At 62.7% G+C, this 26,048-nt stretch carries 19 protein-coding genes and 1 pseudogene; 13 read left to right on the forward strand and 7 right to left on the reverse strand.

All coding sequences use genetic code 11. The features are described from left to right. Positions 1-41: 41 nt before the first annotated feature. Positions 42-884, forward strand: coding sequence for a hypothetical protein (locus ACX3OW_RS02535; RefSeq protein ID WP_459094169.1), 843 nt, complete (start codon positions 42-44; stop codon positions 882-884). A gap of 7 nt (positions 885-891) precedes the next feature. Here ACX3OW_RS02535 and ACX3OW_RS02540 read toward each other — a convergent pair whose 3' ends face one another. After that, positions 892-1,887: a bacteriophage abortive infection AbiH family protein gene (locus ACX3OW_RS02540; RefSeq protein WP_459094170.1), complete on the reverse strand. Its 996-nt coding sequence runs from the start codon at positions 1,885-1,887 to the stop codon at positions 892-894. Next, complete coding sequence (locus tag ACX3OW_RS02545; protein WP_459094171.1) at positions 1,877-2,722, reverse strand: hypothetical protein; 846 nt, start codon at positions 2,720-2,722, stop codon at positions 1,877-1,879. The genes ACX3OW_RS02540 and ACX3OW_RS02545 overlap by 11 nt, the downstream gene beginning before the upstream one ends. Positions 2,723-2,908: 186 nt before the next feature. Here ACX3OW_RS02545 and ACX3OW_RS02550 point away from each other — a divergent pair. Then, a pseudogene (locus ACX3OW_RS02550) lies at positions 2,909-3,787 on the forward strand (YifB family Mg chelatase-like AAA ATPase); the annotation flags it as partial. A 29-nt stretch (positions 3,788-3,816) separates the two neighbouring features. Here ACX3OW_RS02550 and cfa read toward each other — a convergent pair. Further along, positions 3,817-4,935, reverse strand: a complete 1,119-nt coding sequence (gene cfa, locus ACX3OW_RS02555) for a cyclopropane fatty acyl phospholipid synthase (protein ID WP_459094172.1) — start codon at positions 4,933-4,935, stop codon at positions 3,817-3,819. Between the two features lie 136 nt (positions 4,936-5,071). Here cfa and ACX3OW_RS02560 point away from each other — a divergent pair, with 136 nt between their 5' ends. Then, positions 5,072-5,707, forward strand: coding sequence for a DUF1294 domain-containing protein (locus tag ACX3OW_RS02560; protein WP_459094173.1), 636 nt, complete (start codon positions 5,072-5,074; stop codon positions 5,705-5,707). 74 nt (positions 5,708-5,781) lie between these two features. Here the strand turns inward: ACX3OW_RS02560 and aceA are convergent, their stop codons facing one another. Together aceA and ACX3OW_RS02570 are read right to left on the reverse strand one after the other, a co-directional pair. Continuing rightward, positions 5,782-7,065 (reverse strand): isocitrate lyase, encoded by a 1,284-nt coding sequence (gene aceA / locus ACX3OW_RS02565; RefSeq protein WP_459094174.1) that lies wholly within the window; start codon positions 7,063-7,065, stop codon positions 5,782-5,784. A gap of 290 nt (positions 7,066-7,355) precedes the next feature. After that, positions 7,356-7,583: a hypothetical protein gene (locus ACX3OW_RS02570; protein WP_459094175.1), complete on the reverse strand. Its 228-nt coding sequence runs from the start codon at positions 7,581-7,583 to the stop codon at positions 7,356-7,358. Between the two features lie 153 nt (positions 7,584-7,736). Here ACX3OW_RS02570 and ACX3OW_RS02575 point away from each other — a divergent pair, with 153 nt between their 5' ends. After that, the gene (locus ACX3OW_RS02575; protein WP_459094176.1) at positions 7,737-9,146 is read left to right on the forward strand and encodes a helix-turn-helix domain-containing protein; all 1,410 of its coding nucleotides are present in this window, start codon (positions 7,737-7,739) and stop codon (positions 9,144-9,146) included. 14 nt (positions 9,147-9,160) lie between these two features. Here the strand turns inward: ACX3OW_RS02575 and ACX3OW_RS02580 are convergent, their stop codons facing one another. Next, a complete protein-coding gene (locus ACX3OW_RS02580) occupies positions 9,161-9,874 on the reverse strand; it encodes a helix-turn-helix transcriptional regulator (protein WP_459094177.1) in 714 nt (237 codons plus the stop codon). 151 nt (positions 9,875-10,025) lie between these two features. Beyond that, positions 10,026-11,036, reverse strand: a complete 1,011-nt coding sequence (locus tag ACX3OW_RS02585) for an aldose epimerase family protein (protein WP_459094178.1) — start codon at positions 11,034-11,036, stop codon at positions 10,026-10,028. 119 nt (positions 11,037-11,155) lie between these two features. Here ACX3OW_RS02585 and ACX3OW_RS02590 point away from each other — a divergent pair, with 119 nt between their 5' ends. From ACX3OW_RS02590 to trpS, 9 genes are all read left to right on the forward strand, one after another. Next, entirely contained in the window at positions 11,156-12,199 is a 1,044-nt protein-coding gene (locus ACX3OW_RS02590) for a LacI family DNA-binding transcriptional regulator (RefSeq protein WP_459094179.1), read from the forward strand. Positions 12,200-12,288: 89 nt separating this feature from the next. Next, positions 12,289-13,752, forward strand: a complete 1,464-nt coding sequence (xylB, locus tag ACX3OW_RS02595; RefSeq protein ID WP_459094180.1) for a xylulokinase — start codon at positions 12,289-12,291, stop codon at positions 13,750-13,752. Continuing rightward, positions 13,749-15,056, forward strand: a complete 1,308-nt coding sequence (xylA, locus tag ACX3OW_RS02600; RefSeq protein ID WP_459094181.1) for a xylose isomerase — start codon at positions 13,749-13,751, stop codon at positions 15,054-15,056. The genes xylB and xylA overlap by 4 nt, the downstream gene beginning before the upstream one ends. A gap of 156 nt (positions 15,057-15,212) precedes the next feature. Then, positions 15,213-16,823: a glycoside hydrolase family 43 protein gene (locus ACX3OW_RS02605; RefSeq protein ID WP_459094182.1), complete on the forward strand. Its 1,611-nt coding sequence runs from the start codon at positions 15,213-15,215 to the stop codon at positions 16,821-16,823. A 154-nt stretch (positions 16,824-16,977) separates the two neighbouring features. Beyond that, the gene (locus tag ACX3OW_RS02610) at positions 16,978-17,793 is read left to right on the forward strand and encodes a DUF2189 domain-containing protein (RefSeq protein ID WP_459094183.1); all 816 of its coding nucleotides are present in this window, start codon (positions 16,978-16,980) and stop codon (positions 17,791-17,793) included. Between the two features lie 94 nt (positions 17,794-17,887). After that, positions 17,888-20,593: a DNA mismatch repair protein MutS gene (gene mutS / locus ACX3OW_RS02615; protein ID WP_459094184.1), complete on the forward strand. Its 2,706-nt coding sequence runs from the start codon at positions 17,888-17,890 to the stop codon at positions 20,591-20,593. Then, complete coding sequence (locus ACX3OW_RS02620) at positions 20,574-23,360, forward strand: [protein-PII] uridylyltransferase (RefSeq protein WP_459094185.1); 2,787 nt, start codon at positions 20,574-20,576, stop codon at positions 23,358-23,360. The genes mutS and ACX3OW_RS02620 overlap by 20 nt, the downstream gene beginning before the upstream one ends. 9 nt (positions 23,361-23,369) lie before the next feature. After that, positions 23,370-24,929, forward strand: coding sequence for a murein biosynthesis integral membrane protein MurJ (gene murJ / locus ACX3OW_RS02625; protein WP_459094186.1), 1,560 nt, complete (start codon positions 23,370-23,372; stop codon positions 24,927-24,929). A gap of 76 nt (positions 24,930-25,005) precedes the next feature. Continuing rightward, on the forward strand, positions 25,006-26,037 hold the full coding sequence (trpS, locus tag ACX3OW_RS02630; RefSeq protein ID WP_459094187.1) for a tryptophan--tRNA ligase: 1,032 nt from the start codon (positions 25,006-25,008) through the stop codon (positions 26,035-26,037). Positions 26,038-26,048 lie beyond the last annotated feature (11 nt).

Genomic DNA, 26,048 nt, shown 5'->3' on the forward strand with positions numbered 1-26,048 from the left:
GCGCAATGGATTACGCGCCTAAGGACGGGGGAGCATTCCGGATGTTTGCCGAAGGCATGTTCGATGGCGAGCACTTGGAGGCGTTTTCGGCCGTCAAAACCAGGAAGGACCTTCCGGGCTTTGGCAGCTGCGTATACTGCGGCCGCGACCATGACAGCGAGGGGAACGCACTGAAGCTGACCAGCGAGCACGTGATTCCCGAGTTCCTTGGGGCAGGGCTCGAGCTTCCCGATGCTTCATGCCACGATTGCCAGAAAGCCACTTCCAGGTTCGAGGTTTCGATAGCGCGGGAAATGTTCGACCCGGTTCGAAAGGCTTTCGCGCTCCAGGGAAAGGAAGGGGTTCTGAAGAAGTCCAACTTTCCACTCGACGTCGGCCGGGAAACTACCGAGCACGAATACATCCCGTTGGTCCACTACCCGACGATCCTAGTTCTGCCTGCGCTCTACCCGGCATCCACCTACAGCAGGCGAGCTGCCCAAGCCGACGAGCCGTTCAACTTTCGCCTCTACAACATAAACGCGGATGCGGCATTGCTGCAGCGCTACTCACTAGACGCTTTCTCGTCCCAAGCGATCGATATGGTCCGCTTCGTGCAGTTGATCGCCAAGATCGCCCATGTCTACGCCATGCATCACTTCAAATCGACGCCGTTCGTCCCTGCCGTAGCCGAATTCGTTCGCACCGACTTTCCGAGGGAGTCGGCGGTGCCGCACTACCTGGAGCATGTCGGATGCCTTTGGCAGCAACGGGACGGAACGACGGCGAACCTGCACGAGATCGAGGTAGGTCGCATGACGTGGAACGGTAATGCCAGGAGAGCGGTGCGGGTCCGCCTTTTCGCGAGCTGCGGCATGCCATCCTACTACGTAACCGTCGAGTGACTTTCTGTCAGAGCGTCGAAAGACGCTCGAAGCGACGACGTTCGTGATTTACCCGGTAGCGTTCGAACCGTTCCATTTCGCGCGACGGATCGCGATGATAGCTGATGGTCCAGTTGGCCTCCGGATGAATGCCTCGGACGACCTTTTCAATGTACGCCGCGTCCACTGCAGCGAGAGAATGGCCAAGTACGTGGACGTCGGTGATGCCCCCCAATCCAGCGAAAAAAGATGAGTTGCCAGCAAGAATCTCATCTGTGGGCTTGAAGGTGTCAGCGAAGTATCTGTCAATGAGATCGTAGCCTCCCGCAACCCGGGTATCGGTCTCCTCGTCCACTCGATTGGAAAGGTGGGGGCGTTCCTCTGCCTTCCACCCGTGTCCTAACACGATGTGACTCATCGGGTCCTTAGCGCTGCCATGGATGTGGAGCACGTTGGCATCTGGCACGCCATAGAGTTGCTGCAAAGTCGGAGTGTAGTTGAAATTGAGGAATTGAGCTTCCGGGTCGACGCTGCGGACGAGCGGGACCGTCCCGGGCGCAGGTATAGGCAAGGACCTGATCCATTCGGCAAATCGATTACGCACGTTCCGAGACAGAGCGTCTGCCACTTCGTTGATCTCGTATTCGTAATCGTGGTGACCGGAGTCGCTCCAGTCCTCTGCCCCGTAGGGCATCAGGAAGTGCTCCGCGTGGTCGATGACTAGCTCGGAGTCGAACGTGGCTAGCCTTTCCTCAAATAGATACCAGAAGTCCTCATCGACGAAGAGGTACTCCTCAATTGTCGTAAAGGTATCTGAATCGACTTGAGCCAGATACTCGCCGAAAGCCGTGTAGCTGGATGGAACGCCATGATGAAGGTCAAACCCATTGCCGATGATGAAAAGCTTGTCCCCCAAAGTCGTCCCCATTTTGGTCATTCCCGCGAGCGTTTGGATGTCCTGAAAGCCGCCGTTTTGCAGATCACCATGGCCGCAGATCGAGCGCTCCTGACAACTAAAAGTCATTCCAAAGGTAACGCTGAACTGTGAAGCGCGGGAAGTATGGCGGGCTTCTAACGTTGTTCATCAGGTCCCAGTATATAGATTTTATCAGTGGGTTGGTGATTGCGACAGGCACATCGAACCTATAGGCCTCGAAGTCTCCTGCCAGGTAGGGGCTGTAGGCGCGCTCGAACTCCGGCCGGAGATACTGAAACAGGCCCCAGCGGATCTCGTTGAGGTGCCACGCGATGATCGACGAACTGGCGATGAACACGTTATCGCGAAACCAGTCCTGAAAGTCGGGAATAATTAGATAGCTCTGGCCCTCGTCGATTTTGGTGCCATTGTCCGCTAGCACCCGTTGGATCGCTTTGACCGTGTTGCCCAAGCGCGTGAAGCCGTGCTTGGTGAGTGTGCCGCAGATTTTAAGGTAGGTTTTGCGCTGCACCGTGATATCGCCCTCGCGATCGATAGACGGCAGCCAGACCTTTTCCACAGTGACCGACCCGTCAAGCCAGTTGGCGAATGCTTGTATCGACGTCTGCAGGAGCGCGACATCACCGTGGAAGTGTGGCGCGTTAGAGATGTCGAGGAGGTTGCCAAGGTAGGTTTCGGCAAGGCTGCCTTCCCCATCCCTGAATTTGAGCGTGAATGTTCCTTCCGACGGCTTCGAGAGGAAGTCTGCAAGCATGATGATGAATAGGCGGCTGCACTCGCTGGTATTAAACATCAGCGTGGCTTCCTCGAGCCGGTGCTGCTTCACGAAATGGCCGTAGTGGACCATCGAGTCAATGAGGTCCCACACGGCTGACAGTACGATGATTTCGCGATCGAGATCGGTGTATTTTGTCTTGGCCATTGCCGGATGGTAGGCCCGCCACATTCTACGGCAACCTTAAAGTAGTCGCTCCAAAAGCCGCTAGTCCGCATCCCACCCCAATCTCGCCGTCACCATCAAGAACCAAGAGCTCGATACGTTTCTGCTGGGAGCCAAAACATCATCAAAGGTTTCAAAAGCCTACCAAATGTTATGTTATATGCACGACTGATGATCGGCCCGCCCGGCGCCGGCAAATCCATGCTGGCGGCACGCCTGCCCTCGATCCTGCCGCCGCTTGAACCGCGTGAACTGCTCGATATCTCGATGATCCAGTCGATTGCCGGCGCTTTGGTCGGCGGCGCGCTGTCGGATCGCCGACCATTCCGCGCCCCGCATCACTCGGCCTCGATGGCGGCACTGGTCGGCGGTGGCTTGCGGGTGAAACCGGGCGAGGTGAGCCTGGCGCATAATGGCGTGCTGTTTCTCGATGAACTGCCCGAATTTGCCCCCAGCGTGCTGGACAGCCTGCGCCAGCCGCTGGAAGCGGGCGAAACAATCATCGCCCGCGCCAATGCGCGGGTCACCTATCCCAGCCGGGTGCAACTGATCGCGGCGATGAACCCGTGCAAATGCGGCATGGCCGGCACCCCCGGTCACACCTGCAAGCGTGGCCGGGCCTGTGCCGATGATTATCAGGCGCGCATCTCGGGGCCGTTCCTTGACCGCATCGATATCCGCATCGACCTACCGGCGGTTTCGGCCGCCGACATGATCATGCCATCCACCATCGCCGAAAGCTCCGCCGTGGTGGCCGAGCGGGTGGCGCGCGCCAGGGTGCGGCAGCGCCAGCGTTATGCCGAGCATCCCGGCATCTTCACCAATGCCGCCGCCAGCGCGACGCTGATTGAGGTTCTGGTCAATCCGGACAAGGAGAGTCAGGCGCTGCTGCTGCAAGCCGCCGAGCGCTTCAACCTCTCGGCCCGCGCCTATCACCGCGTGCTCAAAGTAGCCCGCACTCTGGCCGATCTGGCCGGCGTGGACAGTGTCGGTCGCCCGCATATCGCTGAGGCTCTGAGCTATCGGCTCAATTTCGGCGCCACTTGAAGCCTATGTGTTTCACGTGAATCCGCCCCTCAGCGGATGCTGACATAGCCGCCCGGCACGCCCTTGGGCGACAGCACTACCTGCCACAGGCTGATATTGCGGGCGCGAAACAGCGCCGCGAAGACGCTGAGATAGTAGCGCCACATGCGGCGGAAGCGTTCGTCATATTGCTCGCTGATCAGTTCTGGCCAGGCCGCATCGAAATTGTCGCGCCAGGCCATCAGGGTGCGATCATAGTCAGCACCGAAATTATGCCAGTCCTCCATCACGAACAGGCCTTCAATGGCCTTGCCGATCTGGGCGACGGAGGGGAGCATGCCATTGGGAAAGATGTATTTTTCGCTCCACGGATCGCCATGGGTGGTGGAGTGGTGCCCGCCAATGGAATGCAGCAGCATCAGCCCATCCGGCTTGAGCAGACTGGCGGCCTTGTCGAAATAGGCACGGTAATTCTTGTAGCCGACATGCTCGAACATGCCGATCGAGATGATGCGGTCGAACTGCCCGTCCAGCGCCTGATAATCGAGCAGTTTCGTTTCCACCTTCAGCCCCGCCGTCCGGGTATTGGCCAGCGCCGCCTGTTCCTTGCTGACGGTGACGCCAACGCCGGACACGCCATAGCGTTCGGCGGCAAATTGCAGGAAACCGCCCCAGCCCGAGCCGATATCGAGAATATGCATCCCCGGCATCAGCCCCATCTTGCGGCAGATCAGGTCGAGCTTGGCCTCCTGCGCCGCGTCGAGATCGCCGGCGTCCCGCCAATAGGCACAGGAATAGATCATCCGGCTGTCGAGCATAGCGGCATAGAGATCGTTGCCGATGTCGTAATGCTTCTCGCCCACCTCGGTGACATGTAGCCGCTGCAGGTTGAGCAGCTTGCCTCGAGCCACGCTCCACAGTTCCGCCAGATCCTTGGGAAAGGCGTCCTGAATATGGGCATTCATAAGCTTGAACAGGAATTGATCCAGTTCGGGCGCGTCCCACCAGCCATCCATATAGCTTTCGCCCAGCCCCAGCGTGCCATCGCGCAGCAGGCGGGCCCAGAGTCGTTCATCATGGATTTGCGGGTCGGTTGGCCGGTCGCCATTGGGCGTGATTCCGGCTTTGTCGAGTTGGCTTACAACGAAGCGCTTGGCTGATTGGGACATGGCAGCAGCAGCTATTTGGTCGGCACTGCGGGAAAGCCTATAACCATCCTGGTTGAACGGCCAACAGAAATTAGCTTTTGCTTAAGCCTCGTTAACCTTCTGCCCCATATTGGTGACGGCAACTGCCGGCAGGGTGATGATGAGAAGATCGGGCGAACTGGTCCAGTGGAATAACAAGGGCGGCTATGGCTTCGTGCGCGATGACGCGGGGCGGGACTATTACGTCCATATTTCCAAGGTGTCGGGCGGCGCGCGCCCGCGCATTGGCGATCAGCTCAGCTTCGATACCGCCATCGGCCGCAAAGGCCGGCTGTCGGCCGTTGATGTCACCGTTGCCGTCGCGGCCGCCGTGGTGCCAACATTGCGCGATGTCCGGCAGGGCGGCGGGAATGTCTCGCGCTACAAATTGGGGCTGCGCACCGCCGCTGCAACGCTGATGACGCTGCTGATCCTCTGGGCCATCGGCACCGAGCGGGCGCCGGTCTGGCTTGGCCTGCTTTATGCCGCCATGGGCACCGGCAGCGCCCTGCTCTATCGTTTTGACAAGCTCTATGCGCTCACCGGCAAATACCGGGTCAGCGAAACCAATCTGCATGTCGTCGATCTGTGCTGCGGCATTATTGGCGGCTTGGCGGCGCAGGAAGTCTATCGCCACAAGACCGTCAAACCGCGCTTCGTCGCCACCACCTGGGCCATTGCCCTGCTGCACACGCTCGGTCTGGCAGCACTGGCCTTCGGCCTGCTGGGCGCGCTGTTGCCGGTGGCGGGGTAAGGTCGCCCTCCCCAAAAACGCGGTGTCATCCCGGCCTTGAGCCGGGATGACACCGTGATTGGGGGTAGCAGCAGCTAGTGAAACTGCGCCGTTTCCGTGCTTTCGCCCATTGCGGTGGTGGCGCTTTTGCCTTCGCTCACCGCCATCGACACCGCATCGAAATACGACGTGCCCACCTCGCGCTGGTGCCGCACCGCCGAAAAACCATGCGCCTCGGCGGCAAATTCGGCCTGTTGCAGCCGGCTATAGCCCGCCATGCCGTCCTGCTTGTAGGCGCGGGCCAATTCGAACGTGGTGAGGCTGAGATTGTGGAAGCCCGCCAAGGTGATGAACTGGTATTTATAGCCCATCGCCGCAATTTCACGCTGGAAGCGGGCCATCGCGCCTTCGTCCATATGCTTGGCCCAGTTGAAGCTGGGCGAACAATTGTAGGCCAGCATCTGCTCCGGATGCACCTTGCGCACCGCCTCGGCAAATTTCTTCGCTTCGGCCAGATCAGGCGTGCTGGTTTCGCACCAGATCAGATCGGCATAGGGCGCATAGGCAATGCCGCGGGCGATGGCCGCGTCGATGCCGCCCTTGAGCAGGTAAAACCCTTCCGAGGTCCGCTCGCCGGTGACGAAAGGCGCGTCATATGGGTCGATATCCGAGGTGATCAGCCGCGCTGCTTCCGCATCGGTGCGCGCCATGATCAGCGTCGGCACGCCCATCACGTCGGCCGCCAACCGCGCCGCATTCAGCGTGCGGATGAACTGGCTGGTCGGCACCAGCACCTTGCCGCCCAGATGGCCGCATTTCTTTTCCGAAGCCAGCTGGTCCTCGAAATGCACCGCCGCGGCGCCGGCCTCAATCATTGCCTTCATCAGCTCAAAGGCATTGAGCGCGCCGCCAAACCCGGCTTCGGCATCGGCGATGATCGGCACGAAAAAGTCGTGATCGGTGGTGGCGATGCCGTCGGCCTGTTCCATGGTCTGGATCTGGTCGGCCCGCTGCAGCGCCTTGTTGATGCGCTTGACCACCGATGGCACGCTGTCCACCGGATAGAGGCTCTGGTCGGGATACATATTGCCCGAGCTATTGGCATCGGCCGCAACTTGCCAGCCGCTAAGATAGATCGCCTTCAGCCCGGCCTTGACCTGCTGCACCGCCTGATTGCCGGTAAAAGTGCCCAGCGTCGGCACGAAATCCTCACTCTGCAGCAGCTCCCACAGCCGGCGCGCACCGTTTTCGGCCAGCGTATGGCGGATCGGCAGCGACCCGGACAGCCGGGCAATATCGGCCTGCGTGTAATTGCGGGCAATATTGCGCCAGCGGTCGGGGGCATAATCGGGCGTCGGGAATTGTGGCTTATCGAGCATGTGTCTTCTCCTTGAGACATGGCTTCGCCGGTCCGGTGAACCGGGCGTTTTGGTGATTCACGTGGAACACTGCGGGGCGTCCGGCAGCGCCGGCGAAAGGCTCCAGTGGAGCCTTTCGAGCCAAGCAGGCCATAAGAGCTATGCTCGAATGGCTTGCAGGCCGAACAACCACCGCGCGGCACCTCCCCCTTGAAGGGGGAGGATGGGAGGGGGCGAGAGCCCGGATATCGCGGCTCTCATCCCCACCCTTGATCCCTCCCCGCAAGGGGGAGGGTGTCGACTGAGAGATTTTACCCCAGCACCTTCCGGCTGAACGTCGCGGCAATCATGCCGTTACCGGAAAACAGCTCGGTGCTGCCCTCCCCGCCGACCAGCGAAAACTGGTGGCGGCCAATCTTGCCGGCAATGGCATAGCCCTGGGTGTCGAGGCCACGCGCCTTGAACTGCGCCATGGCTTCAACCGCCGTCGGGGCGATGATGGTCAGATATTCCTCGCGTTCGCTAATGGACGGGCTCATCCGAAAGTCTCCTCGTTTTGTTGATGTAAAGATTTGACAAAACGCCGAGACATGCAAGAAATAAGCGCATAAGGCCGAGTAAAGCTGTAAAGCAGCGGTCAAGTTTCGGCGGCAGATTTGTAAAGTCTGTCAACAGAAGCCGGAGGAGCAGCGATGAACGAGACGCAGGACATGCAGATCGGCGGCCGCATTAAGCGGTTGCGGCGGCAGAAGAAAATCGCCCAGGCCGATCTGGCGCAGGCGCTGGGCATTTCCGCCAGCTATCTCAATCTGATCGAGCATAATCGGCGCAAACTCACCGTGCCGCTGCTGTTTTCCATTTCCGGCTATTTCGGCGTCGAGCCGGGTGAGCTGGTCGATAGCGATGAGGGGCGGCTGGTCGGCGATTTGATGGAAGCCTTTGGCGACGATCTGTTCGCCGATAGCGATGTCACCAATCTCGAAATCCGCGACCTGGCCCACGCCAATCCGGCCGCTGCGCGGGCCATTCTCAAGCTCTATGACCGCTACCAGCTGGTGGCCAAATCCGGCCCGGCCCCGGTCGCCGCCGGCGAAGCCGAACCGTTCCACCTCGCCACCGACGCGATTTCTGATTTCCTGCAGGAAAACCTCAATCATTTCGCGGCACTGGAAGCCGCTGCCGAGCGGGTGCGCGCCGACATCGACCATGGTGGCGACAATTTCGACTATGGCTTGCGCACCTATCTGTTCAACGTGTTCGGGCTGGAAGTGCGGCTGGCCTCACTGCCGCATGGCATTGCCCGCCAGCTCGATCAGCGGCGCCAGCATTTGCTGGTCTCCGATATCGTGCCGGCTGAATCGGCGCTATTCCTCATCGCCCACCAACTCGGCCAGCTCGCCGCCGGCGCCGAAATCGACGCCATCATTGCCGATTCCGCCCTGCCCGAGGGCGATGCGCCGGTGCTGGCGCGCAATGTGCTGTCGGCCTATTTCGCGGCGGCGCTGGTCATGCCCTATGAGCCGTTCCTGCGCGCCTGTCGCGACTATCGCTATGATATCGAGCGCGTTGCCCGCCGCTTTGGCGCCAGTTTCGAGCAGGTCTGCCACCGCATGACCACGCTGCAGCGTAAGGGCGCCGCCGGCATTCCGCTGCATCTGGTGCGCACCGATATTGCCGGCAATATTTCCAAGCGCTTTTCGCTGTCGGGCATTCACATTCCGCGCCATTCGGGCGCCTGTCCCCGCTGGAATATCTATTCGGCGTTTCTCAGCCCCGAGCGGATCAATATCCAGCTCAGCCAGATGCCGGATGGCCAAAAGTATTTCTGCATCGCCCGCACCATTTCCAAGGGCGACCACCGCTACAACGCGCCGCGTCGCTATATGTCGATCGGGCTGGGCTGCTCCATCCACCACGCCAAGGAGATGATCTATTCCGACGGCATGGATCTGACCGGCGACAGCCAGCTGGTGCCGATTGGCGTCGGCTGCCGCATCTGCCCGCGCCTCGAATGCGGCCAGCGCGCCCATCCCCCCGCCGATCACCGCTTTCGCTTCGACGACGCCGTGCGACCGGAAAGTCTTTATGCGCGCATGGGGTGAAGGCGGCGAAGCCTCTACTTCAAATCCCGGCCCTCATAGCGCCGGTCGTGCTCCCAACTCTCGTGCCATTCGCGTTCCAGCACGGCGCGGCGCTTGCCATAGCGCTCCTCGGTTATGGTAAGCGCCACAATGCGGTCGGTGCGGAAATTGCGAAAAGCCTGCCGCAGGCAGCACCAGGCGGCGATGGTCTGCTTGCCTTCGTAATAGGCCAGCTGCACCGGCCAGATGGTGCGTTCCGTGGCGTTGCCGGCCTCGTCCTCATAGGCAATGGTCAGCGCCTTTTCCGTGCGCATCGCCTGGCGCACCTGCCCCAATATCGGCATCGGCTGGCGATTATTGCTCCACACCGCGACCGGCCACAGCCCGGTATCGTTGATCCGGTCGCGCAGATCTTCCGGCGAGGCGGTGGCGATCTTGGCCAGCGCGTTCTGGGCGGCGGCGCCCAGCCCGTCATCGGGTTGCGCCCCGACCCAGCGCGCGCCCAGCACCAGCGCTTCCAGCTCTTCCGGCGTGAACATCAAAGGGGGCAAAAAGAATCCGGGTTTCAGCATATAGCCCACCCCCGCCTCGCCATCGATCGGCGCGCCCAGCCCGATAAGCGTCTGCACATCGCGATACAGCGTGCGCACCGAGACGCCCTGCTCTTCGGCCAAAACTGCCGCCGTGACCGGGCGGCGGTGCCGCCGCAAGGCGTCCATGACCGCAAACAACCGCTCGGTTTTGTCCATGCATCAGTCTCCCGTGGCGGATTGGGATGCCAGATTCCCGGCCCGGGGCCAACTGTCCAGCACAAACGGGACATGACGGTGTCTCCAGTGGATCACACCGCCAACCGTGCCCGAGCGTGCTGACAAAATCCGTCAGCAGCGCTGCGATGCCTCAGGCAATTTCGAATTCGCACCAATGGCGATAGGGGCGCTCGGGCGAGTAGATCACATTGGGGAAATGCGGATTATGCAGCGCATCGGCGAAAGCCTGGTCTTCGAGGCAGAAGCCGGCATGCTTGCCATAGCTCTTGCCGCCCAATCCCGGCACCGGAACCGCGGTCCACACCCCGTTATAGACCTGCACCCCCGGCCGGTCGCTCCACAGCTTCAGCGTCAAGTCCTGGTTCGGCGACACCACACTGGCAATCGGATCAGCATTGCTGCGCCCGGTGTCGAGCGCCATGCCGATATCGTAATCCACTGGCTGGCCAGCCGCATCGCGCATGGTCCTCGGCGTGCGCAGGTCATAAATCGTGCCGCGCGACGGCAGGATGGCGCCGGTCGGGGCCAGATCGTCGCCCAGTTCGGTATAGGCGCTGGAATTGACCTGGATGGAATGGTCGAGCACATCGGCACTGGTGCCGAGGTTGAAATATTGATGCTGCACCAGGCTGATCGGCGTCGGCCGGTCGGTGGTGGCGCTCAGTTCGAGCCGCAGTTTGTTGCCAGCCAGCGTATAGGTCGCCGAAAAATTGACATTGCCGGGATAGCCCATGGCGCCATCGGGCGAAAAATGAGTGAAGCGCACGGCATTATTGGCCTCATCGACCTGCCCGTCCCACACTTGCCTTCCCAGTCCCTCGGTGCCGCCATGCAGCTGCAATTTGCCGGCATTGGCGGGCAGATTGTAGGTCTTGCCGTTCAGCTCGAAGCTGGCATCCTTGACGCGATTGGCGACCCGTCCGGCCAGTGAGCCGAAATGCGGGCTATGCGCCGGATAGGCGTCGAAGCTGTCAAAACCCAGCACCACCGAGCGACTGCCGCCAGCCACCGGCACGCGCCAGTCGCGCACCACCACGCCATAGGAAATCAGGTCGACGGCGACGCCGGTATCGCTGAGCAGCGAGAACTGATCGACCCGCTTGCCGTTGAATTCGCCAAAATTCGCTACTGAAATACCCATGGCCGCCCCCAGAAAAATCGCGGCAAGCTGTAGCCTGCTTCGCCACCCGCCTGCAACGATACACTTGACGTTTGGCCGCGCGCCGCCAAAGCTTGGTGCGAACAAACGAGGGTCCCAGCGTGAACGAGATTGGTTTGAGACGCCGGGCCACGGTGCATGATGTGGCGCGGGCGGCCGGCGTTTCCCTGGCCACTGTCGATCGCGTGCTCAATGCTCGCCCGGGCGTGCGCGCCGCCACCGTCGAGAAAGTCGAAGCCGCCATCGCCGAGATCGGTTTCCAGCGCGATCTCAGCGCCTCGCTGCTGGCCCGCGCCCGCGACCTCAAGTTGACCTTCGTCATTCCCGACAGCTCCAATGAGTTCATGGCCAGCCTCGCCGACGCTGTCGAGCGCCGCAGCGCCCCGGCTTTGGCCGATCGCATGCATATCGAGACCCGCCGGGTCCGTGCGCTGGACGCCAACGCGCTGGCGCAAAGCCTCGACGCGCTCGATGCCCGCAATTGCGACTGCGCCATCATCGTTGCCAGCGACGAGGCCTCGGTGCGCACCGCCGTCGACAGCGCCACGCGGCGCGGCATTGCGGTGATGACGCTGGTGTCCGACCTGCCGGGCACCCAGCGCCGCCATTTCATCGGCATCGACAACGCCGCCGCCGGCCGCACCGCTGCCTCGCTGATGGGGCGGTTCCTGCCGCAGGGCGGCAAAATCGCGGTCATCGCCGGCTCGCTGCAATTGCGCGACCACGCCGACCGCCTCGCCGGCTTCCGCGCCGTTCTCAGTGCTGAATTTCCCGCCATCACGCTGATCGGCCCGCTTGAGGGGCATGATGAGCGCAGCGAAACGCAGGCCCTGGTGGACCAACTGCTGGAGCAGCACCGCGACCTGGTTGGAATCTATAATCTGGGTGCCGGCAATGCCGGTCTGGTCGGGGCGCTCGATGCCTCGAGCCGCGCCGGCGCCATCCGCGTCATCGCGCATGAATTGACCGATCCGACCCGCAGCGGGCTGCAATCCGGCGCCATTGATGTGGTGCTGGACCAAAACCCGGATGGTGAAATCCGGCAGGCCATCGCTGTCGCCCGCACCCTGGCGCTCGGCGGCAGCAGCAAGGGCGCCGTGGACCCCATTGAAATCGGGATTTTCCTGCGCGACAATCTGCGCTAAGACCTTCGGTCATCACCACAAGGCGGGCCCGAAATCGGGCGGGAGGACGTTGAGATGTTGTTGCTGCCCAGAATTGAGGTACGTGCCTCATGACCTATCTTGGCATTGATATCGGCACCTCCGGCGTCAAGGCGCTGCTGATTGATGAGCATGGCCGCGCCCTGGGCGAGGCCTCGGCCGCCGCCGTCGAGCCGGTCCGGCCGCATCCCGGCTGGTCCGAGCAAAACCCCACTGACTGGTGGACCGCGACCCTCGCCGCCGTCGACGCGCTCAGCAAAAGCCACCCGACCGAACTGGCGTCGGTGCGCGGCATTGGCCTGTCCGGCCACATGCATGGCGCCACCTTGCTCGGCAAAAACGATGAAATCCTGCGCCCGGCCATCCTGTGGAACGATGGCCGCTCGGCCGCCGAATGCCGGGAAATGGAAGCCGCGCTCCCCCGCCTGCGCGAGATCGCCGGCAACATCGCCATGCCCGGCTTCACCGCGCCCAAAATCGCCTGGGTGCGCAAGCACGAGCCGGCAATCTACGAACAGATCGCCAAAGTGCTGCTGCCCAAGGCCTATGTGCGCCTGCTGCTCAGCGGCGAGCATGTAGAAGACATGTCCGACGCCGCCGGCACGCTGTGGCTCGATGTCGGCAAGCGCGACTGGTCCGACGAGCTGCTCGCCGTCACCGGCCTCAACCGCTCGCATATGCCGCGTCTGGTGGAAGGCTCCGCCCCCTCGGGCTTTCTCAAGCGCGATCTGGCCCAACGCTGGGGCATGAACGAGAATGTGGTGATCGCCGGCGGCGCGGGCGACAATGCCGCCTCGGCCTGCGGCATTGGTGCCATCCGGCCCGGCGAGGGCTTTGTCTCGCTCGGCACCTCGGGCGTGCTGTTCGTCTCCAATGACAGGTTCCGCCCCAATACTGCCGGCGCGGTCCACGCTTTCTGCCACGCCATCCCCGATACCTGGCACCAGATGGGCGTCATCCTCTCGGCCACCGATAGCCTCAACTGGCTGAGCAAGCTCACCGGCCAGAAGCAGGCGCAACTTTCCGCCGCCGCCGAAGCCCAGTTCACCGGGCCGGGCGAGGAAATCTTCCTGCCCTATCTTTCGGGCGAGCGCACCCCGCACAACAACGCCGCGGCGCGCGGCAGCTTCGTCGGCCTCTCCCACCTTTCCGACCCGGCCAAGCTGGCCCAGGCGGTGATGGAGGGCGTCGCCTTTGCCTTCCGCGACAGCCAGCGCGTGCTCACCGACGCCGGCACAAAAATCGACCGGTTGCTGGCCGTCGGCGGCGGCAGCAAATCGGCGCTGTGGCTCAAGCTGATCGCCACCAATCTCGATATGGAAATCGCCCTCCCCGAGGACGGCGATTTCGGTGGCGCGCTGGGTGCGGCCCGGCTCGGCCTCTGCGCCGCCGAAGGGGCCGACCCCAAAACGGTGATGACCATGCCGCCGATTAAAACCGTGATTGCGCCCGACCGAAGCCTGTCGGCCGCCTATTCCGACCAATATGCGCGCTTTGCCGCGCTCTATCCCGCTATTGAGGAGGCACGTAAGTGACGGATTTCTTTAAGAATATCGCCCCGGTCAAGTTCGAGGGCCCGGACAGCACCAACCCGCTGGCCTATCGCCACTACAACAAGGACGAGATCGTCCTCGGCAAGCGCATGGAGGATCATATCCGCCCCGGCGTCGCCTATTGGCACAGTTTTGCCTGGGAAGGTGGCGACCCGTTTGGCGGCCGCACGTTCGATCGCCCCTGGTATGACAAGGGCATGGAGGGCGCGCGCCTCAAGGCGGATGTGGCGTTTGAGCTGTTCGATCTGCTCGACATGCCGTTCTTCTGCTTCCACGACGCCGATATCGCCCCCGAAGGCGCGAGCCTGGCCGAGAGCAATCGCAATGTCCGCGAGATCGGCGAAATCTTCGCCCGCAAGATGGAAACCAGCCGCACCAAGCTGCTCTGGGGCACGGCTAACCTGTTCTCCAATCGCCGCTACATGTCCGGCGCCGCCACCAATCCCGATCCGGAAATCTTCGCCTATGCCGCCGGCCAGGTGAAGAACGTGCTGGAGCTGACCCATGAGCTGGGCGGCGCCAATTACGTGCTGTGGGGCGGCCGCGAGGGCTATGAAACCCTGCTCAACACCAAGATTGGCCAGGAACAGGACCAGATGGGCCGTTTCCTGCATCTGGTGATCGAGCATGCCGAAAAGATCGGCTACAAGGGCCAGATCCTGATCGAGCCCAAGCCGCAGGAGCCGAGCAAGCACCAGTACGACTTCGACGTCGCCACGGTCTATGGCTTCCTCAAGAAGTACGACCTCGAAACCAAGGTGAAGTGCAATATCGAGGTCGGCCACGCCTTCCTCGCCAACCACACTTTTGAGCACGAACTGGCGCTGGCCGCCTCGCTGGGTATTCTGGGTTCGGTTGACGCCAACCGCAACGATATCCAGTCCGGCTGGGACACCGACCAGTTCCCCAATTCGGTGCCAGAGACCACGCTGGCCTTCTACCAGATCCTCAAGGCCGGTGGCCTGAACTCGGGTGGCTGGAACTTCGACGCCAAGGTGCGCCGCCAGTCGATCGATCCGGCTGATTTGCTCTATGGTCACATTGGCGGCCTCGATGTGCTGGCCCGCTCGCTCAAGGCGGCGGCCGCGCTGATCACCGACGGCACCTATGACCAGGCGCTCGACGCCCGCTATGCCGGTTGGAACGGCGAACTCGGCCAGGGCATTCTCGGCGGCAAGCTGTCGCTCGCCGATCTGGCCGCCAAGGTCGATGCCGAAAACCTCAACCCGCAGCCCAAATCCGGCCAGCAGGAATATCTGGAAAACCTGATCAACCGCTTCGTCTGATTGGTCATTCCGACCGCTGTTTCATCGTCATTGCCGGGCTTGTCCCGGCAATCCATTCTGCCCCGGCGCAAAGGGCAAGCGAGTGGATCACCGGGACAAGCCCGGTGATGACGATGGGATGGGTCTAGTTCTGATTTCTCCACCCCGAGATTTGACATGCCCCAGATCACCAACCCCATCCTGCCCGGCTTCAATCCCGATCCGTCCATTCTGCGCGTCGGCGACGAATACTACATCGCCACCTCCACCTTCGAGTGGTTCCCCGGCGTGCAGATTCACCACAGCCGCGATCTGGCCAACTGGACGCTGCTCACCCGCCCGCTGACTCGCAAGAGCCAGCTCGATATGCGTGGCGATCCTGATAGCTGCGGCGTCTGGGCTCCCTGCCTCAGCCATGACGGGGAAAAATTCTGGCTGGTCTATACCGACGTCAAGCGCAAGGACGGCTCGTTCAAGGACGCGCATAATTACATCGTCTGGGCCGACACTATCGACGGTCCCTGGTCCGATCCGATCTACATCAACTCCTCGGGCTTCGACCCCAGCCTGTTTCATGACGACGATGGCCGCAAATGGTTCGTCAACATGCTCTGGGACCACCGCGCCCGGCCGCTGAAATTCGCCGGCATTGCGCTGCAGGAATTCGACCCGGTGGGGGAAAAGCTCGTCGGCCCGATCAAGAATATTTATCAGGGCACCGACCTCAAGCTGGTCGAAGGCCCCCATCTCTATAAGCGCAACGGCTGGTATTACCTGCTGACCGCCGAAGGCGGCACCGCCTATGATCACGCCGTCACCTTTGCCCGCTCGCGAAACCTCGACGGCCCCTACGAAACCCATCCCGACCAGCATATTCTGACCAGCAAGGATGCCCCCTTCGCCGCCATTCAGCGCGCCGGCCATGGCGACTTGGTCGAGACGCCGGATGGCAAGACCTATCTGGTCCATCTCGGCGGCCGCCCGACCACCCAGGAGCGCCGCTGCGTGCTCGGCCGCGAGACTTCCATCCAGGAAGCCTATTGGGGCGATGACGACTGGATTCACGTGAAACACGGTCCGGTGCCGTCATTGCATGTGGAGGTGCCCGGCACCCGCGACGACGCCCCCTATTGGGCCGAGCAGCGCTACAGCTTCGACGGCGACTTGCCCCTCGACTTCCAGTGGCTCCGCACCCCCGAACCCGACCGCATTTTTGCCCTCACGGACAACAGGCTGCGCCTCTACGGCCGCGAGTCGATCGGCTCGTGGTTCGAACAGGCGCTGGTCGCCCGCCGCCAGACCCATTTCTCCTATGATGCTGAGACGCTGGTGGATTTCGCCGCCACCGACGAGCGCACTATGGCCGGCCTCACCGCCTATTACAGCCGCTACAATTTCTTCTATCTGGCGGTCACCGCCCACTCCGACGGCCAGCGCGAGCTGCTGCTGATGAGTTCGGAAGCCAGCTGGCCCGATGGCAATCTCAGCTTCCCCGCCGAACCGGTGCAAATCCCCAACAGCGGCAAGGTCAAGCTCGCCCTCACCATTCGCGGGCCCGCGCTGCAGTTCTTCTACGCCTTGGACGGGCAGGATTTGCAGCCGATCGGCCCAGTGCTGGATGCCTCGCTGCTGTCGGACGAATGCGGTGGCCATCAGGCCCATGGCAGCTTCACCGGCGCTTTTGTCGGGATGGCGGCACAGGATTTGAACGGTACGGCCAGCCCGGCCGACTTCGACTATTTCCTCTACCGCCCGGTGCGGCACGCGACGGATCGCTACGAAATCTAGGCCAAGGGCCCGAATCACAATTTCTAGAAACGGGGGCGACAGGCTCCCGTTTCCGGCATATTCTCCCTCTTGCAGACGGCTTCGTTCATCGACGGCCACTCTCCTGCTTGGCCGAATGGCGAAGACTCTCTGCAAGAGGCAGCGGAGAACAGCCATGTCCAGTTTCCACGTCATTGCCGGCGCGGGCGACAAGCTCGACCACCCGATTATTCGCACCATTTCCGTGGGCGACGTTTTCACCGCATTGCGCCGGGGCGCGGCCGATTTTTGGGAACAGCCCAGCCATTACGTCATGCTGGTGCTGATCTATCCCGTTGTCGGCATCGTGCTGACGGTGTGGATGAGCGGCTATTACACCTGGCCCCTGCTCTATCCGCTGGTCGGCGGCTTTGCCCTGATCGGGCCATTTGCCGCCATCGGGCTCTACGAGATTTCCCGCCGCCGCGAACAGGGCCTCGATACCTCCTGGCGCCATGCCTTCGAGGTGCTGCGCTCGCCAGCAATTGCCTCCATTGCCGTGGTGGGCGTCATGCTGTTTGCGCTGTTCACCCTGTGGCTCACCGCCGCCCAGGCGCTGTATGAGAGCATCTTTGGCTCATCAACGCCGCAAACGCTGACCGGCTTGATGCAGCAGGTGTTGACCGAGCCGGGCGGCATGACCCTGCTGATTGTCGGCTCGCTGCTCGGCGCACTGTTCGCGCTGGTCGTGCTCTGCACCTCGGTGATCGCCTTCCCGCTGCTGCTTGATCGGGATGTCGGCGCCTATGTGGCGGTGGAAACCTCGTTCCGCGCGGTGCTGCGCAATCCGCTGCCGCTGCTGGTCTGGGGCATTCTGGTTGGCGCGGGCCTGTTCATCGGCTCGCTGCCGCTGTTTGTCGGGCTGGCTTTGGTCATTCCCATCTTCGGTCACGGCACCTGGCACCTCTATCGCCAGCTGGTCGAACCGGCCTCTGACATCAGGGGGCTGTAAGCCGCCAACAAAACGGGCAAATCGACTGCAAGCGGTTGGATTTAGCGGACGAACCCCATAAGGTCGCGGCTTCCTTTCCGAGACCTTATTGCCGATGGACCAGCCGCCAATCGAACCCGCGCAGACCCCGGTACTGACGCCGATGATGGCGCAGTATTTCGAGATCAAGGCGGTTAATCCGGGCTATCTGCTGTTTTATCGCATGGGCGATTTCTACGAGCTGTTCTTCGAGGACGCCGAGATCGCCAGCGCTGCCTTGGGCATCGTGCTAACCAAGCGTGGCAAGCATCTGGGCGAAGATATCGGCATGTGTGGCGTGCCCATCCACGCCGCCAATGATTATCTCAACAAGCTGATCAAGCTCGGCCACCGCGTCGCCATTTGCGAGCAGGTGGAAGACCCCAAGGAAGCTAAAAAACGCGGCGCCAAATCCGTGGTCAAGCGCGACGTGGTGCGCCTGATCACCGCCGGCACCCTGACCGAGGATGATCACCTCGACGCCCGCTCCTCCAATTTTCTGGCGGCCCTCGCCATGGTGCGGCACGGCGAAACCGATTTCGCCCTCGCCTGGGCCGATGTGTCGACCGGCGAGACTTTTACCACTGACCTCTCGGCCGAACAGTTGCAGGACGAGCTGGCCCGCATCGACCCGGCCGAATTGCTGCTGACCGATGCGACCCGCGCCCTGCTGGTCGAGCGGCATTTGTTTGCCCCCAATTGGGTGGATATCACCCACCCCGCCCCGGCCGAGAGCTTTGATAGCGAGACGGCGACGGAAAACCTGCGCGCCGCCTTTCCGGGCGAGGGCTTTGACGCCAGCGCCCTGTCTCGCGCGGCCCGGTCCGCTTTGGGCGCCATCGTCGCCTATGTGCGCGAAAGCCAGAAGGGCGTCGGCGTCGCCCTGCGCGCGCCGGTCGCCGATACCGCGACCCGCCACATGGCCATCGATCAGGCCACCCGCTCCAGCCTCGAACTGCACCAGACCCAGCGTGGCCAGCAGCGCGGTTCGCTGCGGCAGGCCATCGATCTGACGGTCACTGCACCCGGCTCGCGCCTGCTGTCGGCGCGACTGGCTGCGCCGCTGGCCGATGCCCCGGCCATCAATGAGCGGCTCGATGCGGTGGGCCTGCTCGCCAATGACACGCTGCTCACCGGCCGGCTGCGCGCCGATCTCAAGGCGGTGCCCGATCTGGCGCGCGCCCTGACCCGGCTGGCGCTCGATCGCGGTGGCCCGCGCGATCTGGCTGCGATCGGCAAGGCGGTCAGCGCGGCCTCGGCGCTCTCGGGGCATTTTGCCCGCATCGAGGATATTCCGGCGGTGCTCGACCGACTGGCCCGCATTCTGGCCGCTGCGCCGCTGCCGCTGGCCTCCGAGTTGGCGCTGGCGCTGGATGATGATTTGCCGTTGTTCAGCCGCGATGGCGGCTTCGTCCGCCAAAGCTATAACGATCAGCTGGACGAGGAGCGCGCGCTGGCCAGCCAGACCCGCGCCGTGGTCGCCGCCTTGCAATCGCGTCTGATGGACGAGACCGATGTCCGTTCGCTGAAAATCCGGCACAATGGCGTGCTCGGCTATTTCGTCGAAGTGCCGGCGGCGCATGGCGCCAAGCTGCTCGAAGAGCCGCACCGCCAGAGCTTCATCCACCGCCAGACGCTGGCCAATGCCATGCGGTTCACCACCACCGAACTGGCCGAGCTGGAAGGCCGCATCGCCCGGGCGCATGAGGCGGCGCTCGAAATCGAGCTGCGCGTCTTTGCCAGCCTGCGCGCCGACGTGCTGAGCCGCACCGAGACGCTGCGAGACCTCGCCGATGCGCTGGCCGAGCTCGACGTCACCACCGCCCTGGCCCATCTCGCCGCCACCCGCTCCTATACCCGCCCCGAGATCGACACTTCGCTGGCCTTCCGCATTGAAGGTGGCCGCCACCCGGTGGTGGAAGACATGATCATGGCCGAGGGCAAGAGCTTTGTCGCCAATGATGCCGATCTGTCGGGCGATGACGCCATTGGCGGTGGCAGTCTCTGGCTGGTCACCGGTCCCAATATGGGCGGTAAATCGACCTTCCTGCGCCAGAACGCGCTGATTGCCATTCTGGCGCAGATGGGCAGCTTCGTGCCGGCGAGCCTGGCTCGTATCGGCGTCATCGATCGGGTGTTTTCCCGCGTCGGCGCCAGCGACGACATTGCCCATGGCCGCTCCACCTTCATGGTGGAAATGGTCGAAACTGCCGCTATCCTTAACCGCGCCACGCGGCGCTCTTTGGTGGTGCTCGACGAAATCGGTCGCGGCACCGCCACCTTCGATGGCCTCTCCATCGCCTGGGCGGCGGTGGAAGCCTTGCATGAGACCACCGGTTGCCGGGCCTTGTTTGCCACCCACTTTCATGAGCTGACCAGTCTCGCCAAAACCCTGACCCGCGTCGCCAATGTCACCATGAAGGTGCGCGAATGGGAGGGGGAGGTGGTGTTTCTGCACGAAGTCGGCCCCGGCGCCGCCGATCGCTCCTATGGTATTCAGGTGGCCCGTCTAGCCGGCCTGCCCGAGCCGGTGCTGGTCCGCGCCCGGCAGGTGCTGACCGTCCTGGAACAGCGCTCGACTGGCACGGCCTCTTCCAGCCAGAAAGCCAGCGTGCTAGACGATCTGCCACTTTTCGCCCATCAGCCTGCGGCCTTGCCGGTGGGACCGGACCCTGTACACTTAGCGCTCGACGCCGTCCGACCTGACGAGATGACCCCCAAACAAGCGATTGAAGCGCTGTACGAGTTGAAGAAAATCCGCGATGACGCTCGCCGAAGCTGAGGCAAAGCCGCGAAAATCCCTCTTCGCTTTCAAACCCGCCGCAGTGCTGCTCGGCGAGCTTGATGCGGCTATTGGCAATGAATCGCCCAAGTCGAGCGCCGCTCGCGCCATTGTGCTGGCCCATATCCGCAAGGCGCTGACCGATGCACGCCATCTGGCCGAGGTCGAACTGCTCGCCAGCGGCAAGGGCACGCGCTGCGCGCAAAATCTGAGTGCCCAGCAGGACGAAATCATCGCCGCCGTGCATCTGTTCGCCACCAGCCGGGTCTATCCGGTGGACAATCCCAGCGGCGCCGAGGCCATCGCCCTCTCCGCCGTCGGCGGCTATGGCCGCGGCACGCTGGCGCCGGGCTCCGATATCGATCTGCTGTTCATCCTGCCCTACAAGCAGACGCCCTGGGGCGAGCAGGTCACCGAATATATCCTCTACATGCTGTGGGATCTGGGCCAGAAGGTCGGCCATGCCGTCCGCTCGGTCGATGAATGCCTGCGCATGGCCCGCGCCGATATGACGGTGCGCACCGCCACGCTCGAGGCGCGCTTCCTCACCGGCGACAAAACCCTGTTCGACCAGATGGTGCAGCGCTTCGAATCCGAAATCGTGCCCCATACCGGCCCCGAATTCATCGCCGCCAAAATGGCCGAGCGCGACGAGCGCCACCGCGTGATGGGCAATACCCGCTATGTGGTCGAGCCCAATATCAAGGACGGCAAGGGCGGGCTGCGCGACCTCAACACGCTGTTCTGGATCGGCAAATATTTCTACCAGGTCAAAACCAGCCAGGAGCTGGTCGGCAAGGGCGTGCTCAGCGCCGCCGAAAATCGCCTGTTCTCCCGCGCCGAAGATTTCCTCTGGGCGGTACGCTGCCACCTCCATTTCATCACCGGCCGCGCCGAGGAAAAACTGACCTTTGACGTGCAGCCCGAACTGGCCCGCCGCATGGGCTATGCCCAGCGTGTCGGCATGCTGGGCGTCGAGCGCTTCATGAAGCGCTATTTCCTCGTCGCCAAGGATGTCGGCGACCTGACCCGCATCATCTGCGCCAGCCTCGAATTCAACCACGCCAAGGATATGGATCTGGTCGGCCGCGTGCTGGCGCCGTTCCGCCCCGGCCGGTCTAAAATCAAGGGCGAGAGCGATTTCGTGCTCGATACCGGCAGGCTCAATATCGCCGCCCCCGACGTGTTCGAGCGCGATCCGGTCAATCTGATCCGCATTTTCCTGGTCGCCGGGCGCGAACAATTGCTGTTCCACCCCGATGCCATCAAGGTCATCACCCGCTCGCTGCGCCTGATCGACAACAAATTGCGCAGTGACCGCAAGGCCAATGAGCATTTCCTGACCATCCTCACCGATCCGCAATCGGTGGAACGCATCCTGCGCCAGATGAACGAAAGCGGCGTGCTCGGCCGTTTCGTCCCAGAATTCGGCAAGATCGTCGCGCTGATGCAGTTCAACATGTACCACCACTATACGGTGGACGAGCATCTGATCCGCGCCGTCGGCGTCATGGCCAATATCGCCAATGGCGGCATGCGCGACGAGCTGCCGCTGACCCATGAACTGCTGCCCCAGCTCAACGATACCCGCCTGCTCTATGTGGCGCTGTTCCTGCACGATATCGCCAAGGGCCGCCCCGAGGACCATTCCATCGCCGGCGCCCGCATCGCCCGCCGGCTCTGCCCGCGCTTCGGCCTGTCACCGGCCGAAACCGATACCGTCTCCTGGCTGATCGAGCATCATCTGCTGATGAGCGCCATCGCCCAGGCCCGCGATATTCAGGACCCCGAAACCGCCAAGGCTTTTGCCGAGCTGGTGCAGTCGCCGCAGCGCCTGGCGCTGCTGATGATCCTCACCGCCTGCGATATCCGCGCGGTGGGTCCCGGCGTTTGGACCGGCTGGAAGGGCAGCCTGCTGCGCGCCCTCTATTACGCCACCGAACCGCTGCTCTCCGGCGGCCACAGCCAGGTCACCCAGTCCGACCGCATCGAGACTGCCCGCCGCGAGCTGGCCGAGGCGCTGCAGGCCTGGCCCGCCGACGACGTGGCCACCTATGTCGCCCGCCATTACGACCATTACTGGCTGCGCGCCGAGCCCGAATTGCAGGTCGAACATGCCCGCATGATCCGCCAGGCCGATCTGGCTGGCGAGAGCTTTGCCGGTTCCATCCGCGTCAAGGCCTTCGAGGGCATTACCGAGGTCAATTTCTACACGCCCGACCATCCGCGCCTGCTGTCGCTGATTGCCGGCGCCTGCACCATGCAGGATGCCTCCATTATCGGGGCGCAGATTTTCTCCACCCGCGACGGCCACGCCATCGACACCTTTCGCCTGCGCCGTTCCTTTACCTCCGACGAGGATGAAAAGGTCCGCGCCACCCGCATCATCGATACCGTCCGCCAATTGCTGCAGGGCAAGCGGCAGATCCTCATCGATCTGGGCAAGGAAAGCCGCCACAACAAGCGCCTCAAACCCTTCGCCGTGCCCTCGCAGGTCACCGTCTCCAATGTGCTGTCGGAAAAATTCACCGTCATCGAGGTGTCCGGGCTCGACCGCATGGGCCTGCTGCACTCGCTGACCCATCAGATCGCCGACCTCAATTTGACCATCGGCTCGGCCCATATCGGCACCTATGGCGAAAAGGCCGTCGACGTTTTCTACGTCACCGACCTCACCGGCCAGAAAATCATGAGCAAGCCGCGCCAGCGCAAGATTCACGACGCGCTGATGGCGGTGTTCCACCCCAAGCCGTTGAATAATGGGTAGCCCCCACCCATGAGCCTTTACCGCAATTTCCTCTCCGTCGGCGGCCTCACTTTGGTCTCCCGCGTCGCCGGCTTTGCCCGCGATGCGCTGATGGCCGCCGTGCTCGGCACCGGCCCCGCTGCTGACGCCTTTTTCGCCGCCTTCCGCTTTCCCAATCTGTTCCGCCGGCTATTTGCCGAGGGCGCCTTCAACACCGCCTTCGTGCCGATGTTTTCCGGTGCGCTGGAGCAGGACGGCCCCGATGCGGCGCTCGATCTGGCGGCGCGCATCATGAGCTGGCTCGTCGCCATGCTGGTGGTGGTGACCATCCTGGCCGAAATCTTCATGCCGCAGCTGATGGTGGCCTTCGTCCCCGGCTTTACCGATGACGCGGAAAAATTCGACCTCACCGTGCTGCTGACGCGGATCATGTTCCCCTATCTGGCCTGCATGTCGCTGATGGCCGCCTATGGGGCGATCCTCAATTCCCTCGGCCGGTTCTTTGCCGCCGCTTTTGCCCCGGTGCTGCTCAATCTGGTCAATATCGCCGCGATGATTCCGCTGGTCACCTTCTGGGCGCAGGACCAGGTCGGCGCCGCCATCTGGGTCAGTTGCGCCACCATGGTCGGCGGCCTCGCCCAGCTCTGGCTGGTCTGGGCGGCGATCAAACGCGCCGATTTCCTGCCCGCCTTCCGCCTGCCCCGGCTCGATCCCGAAGTGCGGCGCTTCTGGGTGCTGGCGATTCCGGCGATCCTGGCTGGCGGCATCACCCAGATCAATATTTTCGTCGGCACCATCATCGCCTCGGGCGCCGATAACGCCATTTCCATCCTCAACTATGCCGATCGGCTCTATCAATTGCCGCTCGGCATTATCGGCATCGCCATCGGCACCGTGCTGCTGCCCGAATTGTCGCGCCATCTGACCGGCGGCCGCGACGCCGAGGCCCGCGCCACCCAGGATCAGTCGCTGCTCATCGCCATGCTGCTGTCGATGCCCGCCGCCACCGCACTGATCGCCATGGCCGAACCCATCGTGCGGGTGCTGTTCGAACGCGGCGCCTTCGATGCGCTAGCCACGCTACAGACCGCCCAGGCGCTGATCGCCTTTGCCACCGGCCTGCCCGCCTATGTGCTGATTCGGGTGCTGCAACCGGGCTATTTCGCCCGCGCGGACACCGTGACCCCGACCATTTTCGCCGGCATTTCGGTGGTCGCCAATATCGTGCTGTCGCTGCTGCTGTTCCCGACCTATCTGCATGTCGGCATCGCCATCGCCACCTCGGTCGCCGCCTGGCTTAACGCCATTCTGCTGGCGGTGTTTCTGGCGCGGCGCGGCCATTTTGCCCTTGGCCTGGCTGATTGGCGCAAGCACGGCCTGATCATCGCCATCAGCACCATCATGGGCGGTGCGCTGTTTCTGCTGGCGGCGCGCGGCGCGGCGCATATGACGACGGCGGCCCCGATCTGGGAGCAGATCGGCGTGTTGGGGACGCTGGTGCTGTTCGGCATGGCGCTCTATTTCACCCTGATTCACGTCTCCGGCGTCCAGCCGCTCGGGCTGCTGCTCCGCCGCCTGCGGCGGCGCTAATCCCACCCCCGGTTCCCATTATGCCTCCGCCCATATAGAACGGGCCCAACAACCGCATTATCGAACGGCTGATCCCATGACCTTCACTCCCCGCGTTTTCTCCGGCATCCAGCCTTCGGGCGATCTGCATCTGGGCAACTACCTCGGCGCCATCCGCCGTTTCGTGCCGCTGCAGCAGAGCTATGAATGCATCTATTGCGTGGTGGATATGCACGCGATCACCGTCTGGCAGGAGCCCGATGATCTGCGCCGCGCCACCCGCGAAGTGGCTGCCGCCTTCATCGCCGCCGGGGTCGATCCCAAAAATTCGATCATCTTCAACCAGTCCCAGGTCAGCCAGCATGCTGAACTGGCCTGGGTGTTCAATTGCATTGCCCGCATCGGCTGGATGAACCGGATGACCCAGTTCAAGGACAAGGCCGGCAAGAATTCCGAGAATGTGTCGCTGGGGCTGCTGGCCTATCCCTCGCTGATGGCCGCCGATATCCTGCTCTACAAGGCCACCCATGTGCCGGTGGGCGACGACCAGAAGCAGCATCTCGAACTGACGCGCGATATCGCTGCCAAGTTCAACAATGACTATGCCAAGTCCATTACCGCCGAAGGCTTGGACGAAGAGTTTTTCCCCATCACCGAGCCGCTGATCGCCGGCCCGGCCACCCGCATCATGAGCCTGCGCGATGGCACCAAGAAGATGAGCAAGTCGGACCCGTCCGACCAGTCGCGCATTTCCCTGCTCGACGACGCCGACGCCATCGCCAAGAAGATCAAGCGCGCCACCACCGATCCCGAGCCCCTGCCCGAGACCGTTGAGGGCCTGGCCGGTCGCGCCGAGGCGGACAATCTGGTGGGCATCTATGCCGCTCTGGCCGATCTGACCAAGAGCGAAGTCATTGCCCAATATGGCGGCAAGGGCTGGGGCACTTTCAAGCCGGCTCTGGCCGATCTGGCGGTGGCCCAGCTGGCGCCGATGGCCGACGAAATGCGGCGGCTGATCGAGGACCCGGCGACCATTGACGCCATCCTGCGGGACGGCGCCGAGCGCGCCAGTGCAATTGCGGAGAAGACAATGGTCGATGTCCGCAATATTGTCGGCTTCATTCGCTGAAGCGTTTCCAG

This window comes from Devosia sp. A449 (genome assembly GCF_054489375.1).